This is a genomic window from Campylobacter sp. BCW_4323 (assembly GCF_001763115.1).
GTDB classification, from domain to species: domain Bacteria; phylum Campylobacterota; class Campylobacteria; order Campylobacterales; family Campylobacteraceae; genus Campylobacter_D; species Campylobacter_D jejuni.
Genome location: NZ_MJYC01000066.1, coordinates 184,418 through 198,962, shown reverse-complemented (window position 1 = coordinate 198,962; position 14,545 = coordinate 184,418). Strand labels below are relative to the sequence as shown.

12 protein-coding genes and 1 pseudogene are annotated in these 14,545 nt (G+C 26.6%); 6 read left to right on the top strand and 7 right to left on the bottom strand.

Annotated elements, in window-relative coordinates:
- The first annotated feature begins 134 nt into the window (after positions 1-134).
- A complete protein-coding gene (gene gmhA, locus AJN60_RS07485; RefSeq protein ID WP_070286204.1) occupies positions 135-695 on the top strand; it encodes a D-sedoheptulose 7-phosphate isomerase in 561 nt (186 codons plus the stop codon).
- Positions 695-1,458, top strand: a pseudogene (locus AJN60_RS07480) (glycosyltransferase family 25 protein). Before gmhA ends, AJN60_RS07480 begins: the two are co-directional and overlap by 1 nt.
- Here AJN60_RS07480 and waaF read toward each other — a convergent pair.
- Entirely contained in the window at positions 1,444-2,394 is a 951-nt protein-coding gene (gene waaF / locus AJN60_RS07475; protein ID WP_070286203.1) for a lipopolysaccharide heptosyltransferase II, read from the bottom strand. The pseudogene AJN60_RS07480 and the gene waaF overlap by 15 nt on opposite strands.
- Before the next feature lie 58 nt (positions 2,395-2,452).
- Between waaF and AJN60_RS07470 the strand changes: the two genes are divergently transcribed.
- Both AJN60_RS07470 and AJN60_RS07465 read left to right on the top strand, forming a co-directional pair.
- Positions 2,453-3,271 (top strand): glycosyltransferase family 2 protein, encoded by an 819-nt coding sequence (locus AJN60_RS07470; RefSeq protein ID WP_070286202.1) that lies wholly within the window; start codon positions 2,453-2,455, stop codon positions 3,269-3,271.
- A gap of 607 nt (positions 3,272-3,878) precedes the next feature.
- Entirely contained in the window at positions 3,879-6,149 is a 2,271-nt protein-coding gene (locus AJN60_RS07465; RefSeq protein ID WP_186820647.1) for a sulfatase-like hydrolase/transferase, read from the top strand.
- Positions 6,150-6,155: 6 nt separating this feature from the next.
- Here the strand turns inward: AJN60_RS07465 and AJN60_RS07460 are convergent, their stop codons facing one another.
- The gene (locus AJN60_RS07460; protein WP_002780628.1) at positions 6,156-7,046 is read right to left on the bottom strand and encodes an alpha-2,3-sialyltransferase; all 891 of its coding nucleotides are present in this window, start codon (positions 7,044-7,046) and stop codon (positions 6,156-6,158) included.
- A gap of 42 nt (positions 7,047-7,088) precedes the next feature.
- Positions 7,089-8,030, bottom strand: coding sequence for a protein YibB (yibB, locus tag AJN60_RS07455; protein WP_070286201.1), 942 nt, complete (start codon positions 8,028-8,030; stop codon positions 7,089-7,091).
- A gap of 65 nt (positions 8,031-8,095) precedes the next feature.
- Here yibB and AJN60_RS07450 point away from each other — a divergent pair, with 65 nt between their 5' ends.
- Positions 8,096-9,076, top strand: a complete 981-nt coding sequence (locus tag AJN60_RS07450) for a capsular polysaccharide synthesis protein (protein ID WP_070286200.1) — start codon at positions 8,096-8,098, stop codon at positions 9,074-9,076.
- Here the strand turns inward: AJN60_RS07450 and AJN60_RS07445 are convergent.
- The 4 genes from AJN60_RS07445 to waaC are packed head-to-tail and all read right to left on the bottom strand — an operon-like array spanning position 9,069 to position 13,684.
- Positions 9,069-10,226, bottom strand: coding sequence for a glycosyltransferase (locus AJN60_RS07445; RefSeq protein ID WP_070286199.1), 1,158 nt, complete (start codon positions 10,224-10,226; stop codon positions 9,069-9,071). The genes AJN60_RS07450 and AJN60_RS07445 overlap by 8 nt on opposite strands.
- A gap of 5 nt (positions 10,227-10,231) precedes the next feature.
- Positions 10,232-11,782, bottom strand: a complete 1,551-nt coding sequence (locus AJN60_RS07440) for a glycosyltransferase family 2 protein (protein ID WP_070286198.1) — start codon at positions 11,780-11,782, stop codon at positions 10,232-10,234.
- On the bottom strand, positions 11,779-12,666 hold the full coding sequence (gene htrB, locus AJN60_RS07435; RefSeq protein ID WP_070286197.1) for a lipid A biosynthesis lauroyl acyltransferase HtrB: 888 nt from the start codon (positions 12,664-12,666) through the stop codon (positions 11,779-11,781). Before htrB ends, AJN60_RS07440 begins: the two co-directional genes overlap by 4 nt.
- A complete protein-coding gene (gene waaC / locus AJN60_RS07430) occupies positions 12,656-13,684 on the bottom strand; it encodes a lipopolysaccharide heptosyltransferase I (RefSeq protein ID WP_070286196.1) in 1,029 nt (342 codons plus the stop codon). The genes htrB and waaC overlap by 11 nt, the downstream gene beginning before the upstream one ends.
- A 66-nt stretch (positions 13,685-13,750) precedes the next feature.
- Here waaC and AJN60_RS07425 point away from each other — a divergent pair, with 66 nt between their 5' ends.
- Positions 13,751-14,545, top strand: coding sequence for a 3'-5' exonuclease (locus AJN60_RS07425; RefSeq protein WP_044779128.1), 795 nt, complete (start codon positions 13,751-13,753; stop codon positions 14,543-14,545).

Genomic DNA, 14,545 nt, shown 5'->3' with positions numbered 1-14,545 from the left:
GATATTTTGGTTAAAGGGGCTGATTATAAAGATAAGCTTGTTGTGGGTGCGGATATCGTTTCAAGGGTTAAATTAATCGACTTTGAAGAAGGATTTAGTACGAGCAAGATCATAGAAAAGATTAAGGATAAAAAATGATAAATTTAGTGGAAAAAGAATGGCAAGAACATCAAAAAATCGTTCAAGAAAGTGAAATTTTAAAAGGACAAATCGCTAAAGTAGGCGAACTTTTATGTGAGTGCTTAAAAAAAGGTGGCAAAATTTTGATTTGTGGAAATGGTGGAAGTGCAGCTGATGCTCAGCATTTTGCGGCTGAACTTAGCGGGCGTTATAAAAAAGAACGCAAGGCTTTAGCAGGTATAGCACTTACAACCGATACTTCAGCACTTAGTGCTATAGGAAATGACTATGGTTTTGAGTTTGTTTTTTCAAGACAAGTGGAAGCTTTAGGAAATGAAAATGATATTTTAATCGGTATTTCAACGAGCGGAAAAAGCCCTAATGTTTTAGAAGCTTTTAAAAAAGCAAAAGAACTTAATATGCTTTGTTTAGGGCTTAGCGGAAAAGGTGGTGGAATGATGAATAAGCTTTGTGATCATAATCTTGTTGTACCAAGCGATGATACGGCTAGAATTCAAGAAATGCATATTTTGATCATACACACACTTTGTCAGATTGTAGATGGGAGTTTTTAATGAAAGTTTTTATCATCAATTTAGAGCGTTCTTTGGATAGAAAAGAGCATATGCAAAAACAAATTCAAAAGCTTTTTGAAAAAAATCCTAGTTTAAAAAATAAATTAGAATTTATTTTCTTTAAAGCTATTGATGCTAAAAATAAAGAACATTTGGAATTTAAAGATCATTTTTCTTGGTAGGGTTCTTGGATTTTAGGTAGAGAGCTTTCTGATGGATAAAAAGCTTGTTTTGCTAGTCATTATAAACTTTGGCAAGAATGCGTGAAGCTTGATGAGCCTATAATCATCCTAGAAGATGACGTGGAATTTAGTGATGAATTTTTAAATAATGGGACAGAATATATAGATGAGCTATTAAAGAGCAAATATGAATATATAAGACTTTGTTACTTATTTGATAAAAGATTGTATTTTTGAGTGAGGGTGGATATTATTTAAGTTTTGAAAAACTTGCTGGAACTCAAGGTTATGTATTAAAACCTAGTGCCGCAAAAAAATTTATATCAAAAGCGCAATTTATTTATATGCCTGTTGATGATTATATGGATAAATTTTATAAACATAAAGTTTTAAATATTATTAAAAAGCCTTTATTGTTAAAACATAGTTTGGAATTGCAAAGCAATATTTCGCAACTTGGGCGTAATAGTCAAAAAATAAAAATTTATAGAAAAATTATCAGAGAAATTTTTAGATTTTACTCAAGTATTTTAAGGTTATCATCTATTATATATATAAAAAATCGATTAAAGCTTAAGTAAATTTCTAGCCTCTTCTATAATCCTTTGAGGCTTTAAATCTTTCATGCATTTGTGGTGTTTTAAAGGACAGGTTTTTTGCATACAAGGCATACAAGCTAGATCTAAATGCACTAATTTTGCATTTTGATTTTGCCAAGGTGAGGTTTGAGTAAATTTTGTAGGGCCAAAAATAGCTACGGTTTTCACCTTATAAACCGCACTTATGTGCATAGGTCCACTGTCATTTGTGATGAAAAGATCGCAAAAAGCGATATTTTGACAAAGGGTTTTGATGGTGGTTTTATTGCAAAGATTTTTTACTTTTATGTTTTGTTCTTTTAAAATTTGATAAATTTCATCACAGAGTTCTTGTTCGGCTTTTCCTGCGCCAAAGATTAAAATCTCATGACTTTGGCTGAAATTTAAAGCCACTTTAGCAAAATAACTCGCATCCCATCTTTTTGCACTTCCAAAGCTTGCACCAGGATTGAGTCCTAGAATTTTTTTACCATTTTTTAAGACAAGAGGGCTTTGAAATTTTAGTTTAAAGGGAAGTTTTAAGTCTTTAAAATGAGCTTTTATGTGAAGTGAGTTTTCTATAAAATAAAGGTATTTTAAAACTTGATGTTCTTCTTTGTGCTTGTTTTTGTCAAAAAAATATCTTTGCTTTGTTTTAAGAATATGTAAGATAATCTTAGAAGAAAACGCAGACCTAAAAGCAAAGCTAAAATCGATTTTACCAAGTTCTTTGCGTAAAGATAGGGCTTGTTTGTAGCGAGATTGTTTATTTTCTATGATGATTTTAGAATTAGGAATTTCTTTAAAAAGTGCTGTGGAAACCAAAGATCCATAAAGGATAAATTGAGCATTTTTAAAATGTTCTTTTATAGTGTATAAAGCAGGTGAAGCCATCACTGCATCGCCTAGCCAAGTGGGAAGATGTATAAAAATTTTCATGAATTTCCTAAATTTTGATAGAATTGTTTTTATTATTTTAACAAAATTTAGGAAAAATATGCCACAACTTTCGATCATAATCCCGCTTTTTAATTCTTGTGATTTTATTTCAAGAGCTTTACAAAGTTGTATAAATCAGACTTTAAAAGATATTGAAATTTTGATTATCGATGATAAAAGTAAAGATAATAGTTTAAATATAGTTTTAGAATTTGCTAAAAAAGATCCAAGGATAAAAATCTTTCAAAATGAAGAAAATTTAGGCACTTTTGCAAGCAGAAATTTGGGAGTTTTACATTCTAGTTCTGATTTTATAATGTTTTTAGATAGTGATGATTTTTTGACGCTTGATGCTTGTGAAATAGCGTTTAAAGAGATGAAAAAAGGTTTTGATTTACTTTGTTTTGATGCCTTTGTGCATAGAGTAAAAACCAAACAATTTTATCGTTTTAAACAAGATGAAGTTTTTAATCAAAAGGAATTTTTAGAATTCTTAAGCAAACAAAGGCATTTTTGCTGGTCGGTTTGGGCGAAGTGCTTTAAAAAAGATATCATTTTAAAAAGTTTTGAAAAAGTTAAAATAGATGAGCGTTTGAGTTATGGTGAAGATGTGCTTTTTTGTTATGTTTATTTTATGTTTTGTGAGAAAATAGCCGTTTTTAAAACTTGCACTTATCATTATGAATTTAATCTAAATGGAAGATATGAAAACAAAAATAAAGAAATTTTATGGCAGAATTATCAAGATAAAAAGAAAAGCAATGGGCTGATAAAAAAACTTTCTTTAGACTTTGAAAATGATAAATTTTACAAACAATTGTTCGATGTTTTAAACAAAGAAGAGTTGGATTTAAAAAGAAGGATTGATAATTTATAGGGATATATTAAAATGATTTTTAAAAAAATACGTGTTTTAAAGTGGCAAATATTGTCTTTAATTTATAAAAAAGATCATTATAGGTATAAAATTTATATGTATAATCATCAAAATAAAAATTTTATTTTAAAAAATATTCTCATTTGATTAATAAAAAAATTTCTAGTTTTGGTGTGAAAAAATATCCAAGAAATGAGGAGTTAGGAAGAGATTATTGTCTTTTTAAATATTCATATATTCCTGGGATTAAAGCATATAATTTAGGAGATTATATTCAGACAATTGCTACAAGAAATCTCATAGAACCAATTGGCAAATAATGTAAAATTTCATTTTTACAATACAGATAGAATAATAAAGAAAGTGTGTATTATATAAGTTGAAATAATATTATTTTATATTTGGTTTACATAAAATAAGAAATTTATATTTAAATAAAATAATGCTATAATAAATCTTTATGATATTTTCATTTCGGGATTAATTAATGTTAAATGTTGTTTTTACGAAAAGTTTTGTTTATATTTTGAGTGTAAATATTATTTTATTTTCCTTGATATATTTATCTAAGCAAGTTTATTCCAATTTTAAATTATTCTTAAAAAGAATGTTTCAAATTATAAGACGTAATTTTAGTGTATTGTATATTTTATTTTTTGTTATTAGTTTTTTTCCTGATTTTTTTAAAACCATATTTGAATTTGTTTTGGTGGCTTTGTTTTTTATAGTAGGAATTGTGAATTTATTTTTATTTTTTAAATTTAATTCTTATTTAAATACAACTTTTTTAGAAGCTATCTTGTTTACAACTATTTCTGAAACAAAAGAATTTATATCAAGCTATTTTGATTTTAAGATAATATGTATATTAAGTGGTTTTTTATTTTTTAGTATAGTTTTATTTTTAATCCCTTATAATGGTTTGTTATTTTTACCTAATGAGTATCATATTTTAGATATTTCTAAAATTATCATTTTTCTTGTATGTTTGATTTCAGTTGTAAAAAAGCCACATAAGTATTTTATAGATGATTTTTTACTTTATAGTTGGTTTGAGGCTATAAAAACAATAAGAGGAAATGCAAATGAGTATTTAATGCAACTTAATGATTTAGAACAAGAATTAAAAAAACAAAATAAAACTTACAAAGTTATCAATTCTAAAAATATTCCAAAAATTGTTGTCATAATGGGAGAATCAACCCAAAGGAATTATATGAGTCTCTATAATTATAAATTAAAAACAACACCAAAATTAGAGGCTTTAAGAAATAGTGAAAATCTTTTTGTTTTCACCGATGTTATAGCACCTCATGCTCATACAAATCCAGCAATTTCTAAAATTTTTACATTTTCAAATTATGAAAATAGCTCCATCGCTTGGTTTAAACAAAAAAATATTGTTAATATTATGAGTGAGGGTGGATATTATACTTATTGGATTAGTAATCAAGAATCTGTATCTACGCTTGGTAATGCGCCAGAATCAATGGCAAGGTTATCTAATAAAGCTATATTTTTAGACAATTTTTTTACAGGACAAACTCTTGCAAGAGACGAGCAGATACTAGAGGAATTAAAAAAACTTTCCCACAAAGAAAAAGAATTTCATATCTTGCATTTACAGGGAACACATATGGAATACGCCAAGCGTTACTCTAAAGTATTTGAAAAATTTAGCATTAAAGATTTAAAAGAAAATTGTTTAGATAATTTAAATGGAAGTGTAAAGCTAAATGATAGGCAAGCAAAGATAAAATCACACTATTTAAATGCTATCTATTATAATGATTTTGTTGTAAGCGAAATTTGTAATTATTTTAAAGATGAGGAAGCTATTGTTTTTTATCTTAGCGATCATGGTGATGAAGTTTATGATTTTAGAGATTTTTTTGGTCATACTGAAACAATTGGTTCAAGATATATGGCTGAAATTCCTTTTATGATTTTTACAAGTGATAAATTAAAACAAAACCATCCAGATATAATCAATAAAATCAAAAAAGCACAAAATTTACCTTTTATGAGCGATGATTTTTTGCATGCATTTTTAGATCTTTTAGGTTTAGATGTGGAAGATTTAGAAAACAATCGCAGCTTGTTTAGTGATAATTATAATAAAGATAGAATTAGATTGTTTGCAAATAAAAATTATGACGAAGAGCTAAAGTTGTGTGGTAGTGATTGGCAATATCCTTTTAAATCTCCTAGTAAAATTTGGCTTCATAGGACAAATGATTTAAAAAAATTTAATGATTTTAAAGAAAAGTATCAAAGTTTTGAAGTGGATGTGCATTATTTAGCAGAAAAAAATTACTTTGATATAGGACATGATGGGGGGGGGGAATCAATATTTTTAAATTTAAAAGATTTGCTAAAATTAGCTGTGATTAGAGATGAAGAAATAAGACCTTTGCAAACTAAATTGTGGATAGATTTTAAAAATCTTAATGAATATAATATGCAAAAATCACTCCAAACACTTTTAGGCATATGTAAAGAAACTGGTTTTAATATTAAAAATTTGATTGTTGAAAGTCCAAATTATAAGTTTTTAGGCATATTTAAAAGCCATGGTTTTTATACAAGTTATTATTTATTTGAAATAACAAGTGCAAATCTTTTGCAAAATTCTGATCAAATAAAAAAACAAATTCAAAAAGCAATCGATACTGATAATTTTAACGCTATAAGTTTTCCTTATAGGGAATATTTATATCATTTTTTAAAAGAATCTAAATTTATGATTAAAAATCAAGACATTGATTTACTTACTTGGAATGAAAGTAAAGATTTATTTTATAATATCACCATAAAAGCCTTTTTTGATCCTCAAGTTAAGATTATATTAAGTGGAGAAAAGGGACAATATAGATAGTTATCCCTATCTTGTATATCTTGTTTTTGAGTAATAATGTCTTATGCGTCTTGGAACTTGTACAAGTTCGTGAAAAAACTTAATAATTATATTGGATTCCAAATAAAGTCGTTTATATCTTCTTACAGCTTTAATTGGGGGAGTAAGCTGGGTTTTAATTGCATCTTTTGGACGTTCTATGGGTTTAAAAATATTTTCATTGTTTTGTATTGGATGTAGAGGTATAAATGCATTTATAGAGCTATTTGGACAAATTGAAAAAATTTTTACATTATACTGCTGTTGTAGAAAATCCAAAATTTTTAAATCAATACTTTTATGATGCATTTTGGTAGTTCGTTTTTTGCTTTCTTTTATTTTTTCAATTTTTTCGCTAAAATAGTTATATTTTTCATCTCCAAAATCCATGCCAGCTAAATAAATTTCTTTATAGCCACATGCAACAGCACAACATATAACATAAGTGCCAGTAAGCATTTCTGTTGTGTTATATTCATAGCAAAAGTCAAAATCTATCATGTTGCTTAATTCTTTTAGCTTATAAAAGAAAGCATCATATCCATTTATAGCTGCTGGGAAAAAATATTTGAAATTTTCACGAAAAATTTTCTCTTTTCTATCTTGAAAATTATACATTTTACAGACTATATTTTCACATTCATAATCACCATTTTGGAGCATTTTTTGCATAGTATAATACTCATTAAAAAAATAAGGAATAACAAAAAATGCAGCTTTTATTTTTTTTCCTGTATAATATTTATCTTCTGCATAAAAATGATTACAACGGAATATATCATATTCTTTCGGAAGTAGAGAATAATCAATTTCTTTCAAACTAGGCCCATTCCCTGCTATTAATACAGATTTTTTTGTAAAATTTAGATTTTTATTCATTTTTAAAACCTTTATCAATTTAAAAATTTATAGTTCATTTGATTATAAATCTATATTTTTTTTATTAATAAATTTATAATAACCATATTTTAAAGAATGAAATAAAAATTTAAAATACTGTTTATTGTAGATATCTTTTTTGATTTCTTCTTTAATGGTTTTGTAGTATTTACTATTCTTTCTTTTGAAGGTTAAATGTGATTTAATATCATCAGGAATAAAAGAAAGCAACGAGCCAAACCATTCATAAGTTCTAATAATTTTATAATTATCTGGATTATTTCTTGTGCACCACAAAAGCATAATTTGATCATCATCTACAATATTAAAAGATAAGAAACAATTTAAACATTTTTCAAAATCTTGCTTAAAAATCTTCCAAGAATTGATATTGCCATAAAAAATACTTCCTGTTATAAAAATTTCCATATTGTAATAAATTGCTGGAATAGTATTTTTCTCTTCATTTTTAATTGAGAAAAAATTAATTTTTTTGTCATTTATGTTTTTTGGTTTTTCTAGTAAAAAATTAAATTCTGCTTTATTGGTAAAAAATTCATCTCCGTGATTAAAACCAAAATCAAGCCATATTATATTTTCACTGCTTAATTTTTTTTCTATAGCATCAACTACAAAAAAAGGTTTTAAATACATTAAATAACAATACATTGCATTATTACACTCGATGTTTTTTGGATGCTTTCTATTTAAACTTTGATCATAGTTATTAAAGGTTTCTTGGATTTTTTCAAAATTTTCTTTGTCAAATTCTTTTAAATCTTTTGTAATGATTATGGTTTTATCTTCTAAATTATATTTTTTTCTAATTTCTAAAATAGCTTCTTTCATATCATCTGTAGTGTAAATAATTACCTTATTCTTTAAGCCTGCCCAAAAATTGAAGTAAGACAAATATTGTTCATTGCTTCTTGTGGTTCTGCCTACATTATAAAAAGCAGTAACAATGGTAATTTCTTTTTGCATTTATGTATAAACCTTAAATATTTTTTGATATTATATTAAAATAATTTTAAAAAGGTTTGAAACTAATGAATTTGCATAATAAGATAGTATATAATTTAACTAAGTTAATTCCTATAAAACATTTAAGAAGAAAATTAAGGGCTCATATATCTTACAAAATAGATCATCCAAAAGTAAGTAAGTATTTAGATGAAAATTATATACAACCTTTTTTTAAAGGCAAAATTCCTTCATTTGTTTTTAAAAAAAAGCAAGATTTTAAAGATGATAAAATTATATGGCAATTATGGTTTCAAGGTGAGGAAAATGCAAGCTATATGATACGACAATGTTTTAAATCGGTAAAGAAGCATATGGGTAGTGAGTATAAAATTATCATTTTAAATGAAAAAAATATAGAAAATTATTTAGAATTTCCAGACTTTGTGCTTGAAAAAATCAAAAAAAAGACTTTTGGAGAAAAAACTATAGTATTTTTTTCCGATCTTTTAAGAGTATGTTTATTGGCTACTTATGGAGGGATTTGGTGTGATGCAAGTATATTTTTAAGCGATAAAATTCCGCAAGATCTAAGAAATAGAGAATTTTTTGCTTTTGAAAGAGCAAGACATAGACCAAATAAGAAAGAACTAAAAAAGTTTATCAAAAGTCCATATTTTTCCTACGGTTACTTTAATTGGAATGATGATTTTATGGTTAGACTTCTAAACAGTTTTTTAATAGCAAAAGAAAATAATAAAATTGTTAATGTTTTAAGAGATTTATTGATATATTTTTGGCAAAAAGAAGAAAACTCAAAATATTTTTACTATTTTACTCAGCAAATTTTATTTGAACTTCTAAAACGAAATGGTTATATTAAAAATGAAACCTTTGAAAATAAAAGTGATATAGAATGCCATTTATTGCAATTTTATGCTAAGGATAAATTTGATAATAAGCTTTGGGAGGAGATTAAAAAACAAAGTTTTTTACATAAACTAACGCATTTTAGAAGTGTAAAAAAAGACTCTTATATAGATAAAATCATTATGCAAGTTAATTAAAAATATTTTTAATTCTTTGTAAAATTTTCCATATATCATAAGGCAAAATATTGTGTACAAAGGGCTTGATTTTATCTAGTTCACTTTTAAGATTTAAAGGATCAAGATTTGTTTTGTTAAATTTCAAAGCCTTTTTTGCATAAAATGGTAAAAAAACTTTTTTTATAGCTTTACTATTTTCGTTTTCTAGTTTATTTTGAAAGAAATCTATAAGTTTTAACATGGTAATTACTCTGCTTGCTAGTTTTAAATATTCTTTAGCTAGTTTGGCATCTTCATCAAAAGCTCTATAAATATCTTTATAATAATGAGAAATATTGGCTTTGGTTACTTTTTTATCATGATTTGAAATACTATTTGTTCTAAGTAAGCATTTATAGAGTTTTTTTGGCAAGACATAAATCATGTTCGCGCTAGCAAAAAGAATCATGCCAAAATGTATATCTTCATTGATAATGTAATTTATAAATTTAAGCTTAATTTGTTTTAAAAAATTAAAATCAATCATTCCGCCCCAACTAAAGGAAATATCTCTTGAGCCAACTTTTAGAGCTCTTTGGGCATAATCTTTTGGGCTTATAATACATTCTTCTTTATATTGAAAAATTTGCATTCTTGTATTTTGCCCTTTGTTTTTAATTTCTTTTTCGTAAATACATAAATGATCGAACCATAACACATCTATACCTTGCATTTTTTTAACACACTCTTTTATGCAATCTTTTTCCCAAGAATTATCAGAATCTAAAAAAATTAAGTAATCAATATTAGGAATTTTTAAAATTTTATCTTTGCAAGCATTTTTTCTTTTGTAAATTTTATAAACATTTTGTGGATTTTCATTGGCAATTATAAAAGTATAAAAATCATCTTTTTCATCTGAAAACTCAAGCTTATATTCTTTATAAAAATATTCGAGTCCCGTATTTCTAGCTGAACTAAGCCCTCCATTTTCTTTATCAAAAAGAGTAATTCTTTGATCTTTTAAGGCATACTCTTTTGCGATCTCAAAAGAGTTTTTATCAGTGCTTCCATCATTAACTAGTATGATTTCTAAATTGTTAAAGCTTTGATTAATTATGCTTTCTAGGCATTCTTTTAAAAAATTTTTTACATTGTATATAGGTACAATCACACCAACTTTTTTCATTGATTTTAACCTTTCCAAGAAATCTTTTTATTTTTGATGGTATCTAAATAAATTTGATGATTGCTTTCAAGCATTTTTTTGCTATTTTCTTCGTGATAAATATGATAAGCAATAGCTTTAAATTTTAAGCGTCTAAAAATACCTTTATTAAATAAAAATCTAGCAACAAATTCGCTATCTTCTCTACCCCAACCAATAAAATTTTCATTAAAACCATCAAGTTCATCAAAATCAGTTTTAAAAAAACTCATATTACAGGTTTTACTGCCCCTTACTATTTCCTTGGTATCAAAAAATTTTTGCTCTATTTTTGAAAATTTATAGATAATTTTAGCTAAAAAAGAATTTTTAGAACTTTTAAAATCTTTTTTATTAAAAGCTAAACTATAATTATTGTTTTTTAAGATTTCTTCGCTTTCATTTTTATTTAAAATTACTCTTGAACCTTGTAAAATTACTTTGCGTTTCGCAAATTCTAAATGATTTTTTACAAAGTCTTTTTCTAAAATCATATCACCATCAATTAAAATTATATATTCACTTTTAGAAGCTTTAATAGCATTATTTCTACTTTTTGCAGCACGAAAACCCTCATCTTCTTGCCAAATGTGTTTTAAAGAGCAAGGAAAATCTTTTTGATATTCTTCAATAAGCCTTGCCGTATCTTCTTTGCTACCATCATCTGCGATTAAAACTTCATTGGGTAAAAAGGCTAGATTTTTAACACTATCAAGTACTAATTTAAGGCGTTCTTTTTGATTATAGGTTGTTATTATTAAAGCACAAGTTTCTGGCTTTTGTCTTTGAAGTTCATATAATTTCATGTATTTAAAAAATACCCCTAAGGCATTGCAAACGCTAATTATAAAGCCTTTATAGCCGTATAAAAAGCCACTTTTTAAAAAATAATTTCTAAAAAAAGTCCAAAAAGCTCTTAAATTTGCTTTTAAAACACCACTTTTTTTGTGTATATTTTGTTTTGTCCAAAGGCTTGAGTAGTACTGCATTTTATTAATTAAGTGAGAAATATCTCTAAAAGCATAATGCCTTAATCCATTTTTAAGATGAATTTTTTTAGCATTGCTTGGTAGAATAAGACTTTCATGTACTAAATTATCATTAAAACGAGTGAAATTTTTATTAAAAATCCTTAAAACATAATCAGGCCACCAACCACATGCCTTTATCCATTCGCCTTTATAGAGATTTTTACGACTAAGCGCGATGATATCTTCTTTTTTAAATTCTAAGTTTTTAAGTTCGTTAATACACTCATTTTCAAGCACTTCATCAGCATCAATGCTTAAAATCCAATCATTTTTTGCATAGCTTAAAGCAAGGTTTTTTAAGGCTCCAAAGCCTATAAAAGCACTGTAGTAAATGTGCAAATTAGCAAAATCTTTTTTAAATTCATTAGCTATATTTAGGGTATTATCACTGCTTTCATTGTTAAGTAAAATAATTTCATCAAAATCTTTTAAAGAATTTAAGCACTCAAGCAAAGTTTGCTCAGCATTTTTTACGATGATAATAACGCTTATTTGCTTTAGATTCATTTTGCATCCTTGTAAATTTCCTCATTATAACTTGCAAAGCGTCTATGGAAAAAAAAATATTCCCAAGGTCTTTTTTTAATCATTTCTTCGCAACTTTGTGCTTGATAAAGTGTCAGTTCTTCTAAGCTTGCATTTTGAGAATCTTTTGCTTTAAAAAACTCTATGCAAAATTTACCATCTTCTTTATAGGCATAAACAGGGATGATCAAAGCATTGCTTCTTTGTGCGATAAGGCTTGCTCCCATTTGATAATTCACTTCTTTGTTAAAAAATTTTAATCTTACGCTTTCGTTTTCTACGCAGTCTTGATCAGTTAAAATTCCCAAAGCTCGCTCCTTTTTTAGAGCACTTAGCATTTGTCTTATACCGCCTTTTTTGTCGATAAGTTCTATGTCAAATTGGGTGCGACTTTGGCTTAAAATTTCATACATAACTTCACTTTTTAACTTTTTTCCTACTATGGCAATCGCACCATATTTAGCCGCATAAGCAAGGCTTAAAATTTCCCAGTTTCCATAGTGTGCAGTTGTGAAGATAATAGGACGCTTTAAAGCTAGAGCGTCTATAAGTAAATTTTCATTGATGAAATTTACTTTATTGAGAATTTTTTCTTTGGTGGTGTTTTGATTTTGCAAACAATCAATTCCAAATTGAGCAAAATTTTCATAAATTTTCAAAGACAATTTATCGCGTTCTTTTTGAGTGTATTGAGGGAAGCAGATTTGCAAATTTGTATCGATGATTTTGCGATGTTTTTTGTTAAGATGAAAAGTGATTCTTGCTACAATCAAAGCTAAAAAATGCAAGATACACTCAGGCATAAAAGTAATAAAAAATTTCAAAATATAATAAAGACTAAGATATATTCTATCGCTATTTTTCATTAAGTAAGCCTTTGGCAAGATTGAAGATATCTTCTTCTTCTATACGCGTGATACAAAAATCACTTTTATCGATATGCTTGGCATTTTGGATTTTTTTACCTGCATCAATGATTTTATTGATATGAGTTTGAAAAGCATTGCGGTAGCTTGGTGTTGCACCAAAAATCGTAATAGATGCCTTATTTAAAGCAAAAGCTAAATGTGTTGGACCACTATCATTTCCTATGATAAGATCCATCATTTTTGTAAAAGCCATTAGCTCTTCAAGATTAAATTTTGGCGCTAATTCTATATGTGTTTCATCAATACCACTAAGATTTAAAACCTCTTTAGCAAATTCGTATTCTTTTACATTTCCCCAAGCGAGCCAAATTTTTGCTTGTTGAAATTCATTGATTAAAAGTTTGCAAAGTATAGCAAGTTTGGTTTTAGGATAGATTTTATTTTCTACACTTGAACCCACGTGTATGAGTATGTTTTTTTCGTTTTTGTCGAGCTTGAGTTTATTGTTTAAGAGTTGTTTTAAATTTTCATCTACGCTAAAAATATCTTGCTTAAAGGCTAAATTTTTAACATTAAAATCAGTATTTAACATAAAGGAGGTAAGACTTAAGTATCTTACAAATACATTTTCATTGTAATCTAACTCAAGTTTTTGGTTGTAGAAATTATGAGCAAAACTTTCTTTAAGACTATTTTTATCAAAACCAAAATTATTTCTACTTAAAATTCGACTTACAATAGCAGATTTTATGAGCCCTTGTAGATCTATTACTGCATTATAGTTGTTTTTTCTTGCTTTAAGAAGAATTTTTAGGCTTTTTAAAATTTTTTTGTCTTTTAAGGGCAGGGCATAGAGTTTGTCTATTAAAGGATGGTTTTTAAGTATGCCTTCAAATTTTTCATCTACAAACCAATGAATTTCTATATCTTTTTTAAAATTTTTGATAAATTGCAAAACCACGGCACTTTGTATAATATCACCAAGTGCTGACAAACGAACAATTGCTATTTTCATTAAAAGCCTAATATTTTAAAATTTTTTGCTATGATTTTAGCGAAATTATTTAAAAAAAGGTTAAAAATGGCAAAAAATGAAGGTTATATTTGTGTTTTTGATTGTGAGAGTGTGCCAGATGTTGAGCTTATCCGCAAAACTTTGGGTTTTGAAGGAAGTGATTTAGAGGTAAGTTTAAAAGCACTTCAGTGGCAAAAAGAACAAAGCGGGAGTGAGTTTTTGCCTTTGCCTTATCATAAAATTATCAGTATTTGTGCGGTTTTAAGTGATAATTTTGGAAAATTTATCAAAGTAAATAAAATTGATGGGCAAAATGAAAAAGAAATGATTGAGAATTTTTTCAATTTTATAGAAAATTATGAGCCAAAATTAGTCAGCTTTAATGGTAAAAATTTCGATATGCCTGTTCTTGTTTTAAGGGCTTTAAAATACAATTTAAAAGCAGCAACTTATTTAGATACTCAAAGCGATAAATGGAATAATTATAAAACTAGATTTTCAGAATTAAAACATTGTGATTTATTAGAATCCTTAGGATCTAATGGGCGTGGAATAAAGCTTGATACACTTTGTTCTATGGTGGGTTTGCCAGGAAAATATGATGTGCATGGCGATGAGGTAATGAAGCTTTTTTATGAAAATGAACTTGAAAAAATCCACGAATATTGTGAAAGTGATGTTTTAAATACCTATATGCTTTTTTTAAAATATGAATTTATTAAAGGTAATGTTAGTGAAGAAGATTATGTTGATTTTCTTTCTTATATGAGGGATTTTTTGCGTGCGAAAAAATCAGATCGTTCTTATACAGAAGTTTTCGCAAAAGCTTGTGAGAGTGAAATTTCAAAAGTTCAATCTTAA

Bases quoted from the DNA above. Each gene is read 5' to 3' on its own strand.
- gmhA (WP_070286204.1), top strand. From the start codon at position 135: ATGATAAATTTAGTGGAAAAAGAATGGCAAGAACATCAAAAAATCGTT.
- waaF (WP_070286203.1), bottom strand. From the start codon at position 2,394: ATGAAAATTTTTATACATCTTCCCACTTGGCTAGGCGATGCAGTGATG.
- AJN60_RS07470 (WP_070286202.1), top strand. From the start codon at position 2,453: ATGCCACAACTTTCGATCATAATCCCGCTTTTTAATTCTTGTGATTTT.
- AJN60_RS07465 (WP_186820647.1), top strand. From the start codon at position 3,879: ATGTTTCAAATTATAAGACGTAATTTTAGTGTATTGTATATTTTATTT.
- AJN60_RS07460 (WP_002780628.1), bottom strand. From the start codon at position 7,046: ATGAATAAAAATCTAAATTTTACAAAAAAATCTGTATTAATAGCAGGG.
- yibB (WP_070286201.1), bottom strand. From the start codon at position 8,030: ATGCAAAAAGAAATTACCATTGTTACTGCTTTTTATAATGTAGGCAGA.
- AJN60_RS07450 (WP_070286200.1), top strand. From the start codon at position 8,096: ATGAATTTGCATAATAAGATAGTATATAATTTAACTAAGTTAATTCCT.
- AJN60_RS07445 (WP_070286199.1), bottom strand. From the start codon at position 10,226: ATGAAAAAAGTTGGTGTGATTGTACCTATATACAATGTAAAAAATTTT.
- AJN60_RS07440 (WP_070286198.1), bottom strand. From the start codon at position 11,782: ATGAATCTAAAGCAAATAAGCGTTATTATCATCGTAAAAAATGCTGAG.
- htrB (WP_070286197.1), bottom strand. From the start codon at position 12,666: ATGAAAAATAGCGATAGAATATATCTTAGTCTTTATTATATTTTGAAA.
- waaC (WP_070286196.1), bottom strand. From the start codon at position 13,684: ATGAAAATAGCAATTGTTCGTTTGTCAGCACTTGGTGATATTATACAA.
- AJN60_RS07425 (WP_044779128.1), top strand. From the start codon at position 13,751: ATGGCAAAAAATGAAGGTTATATTTGTGTTTTTGATTGTGAGAGTGTG.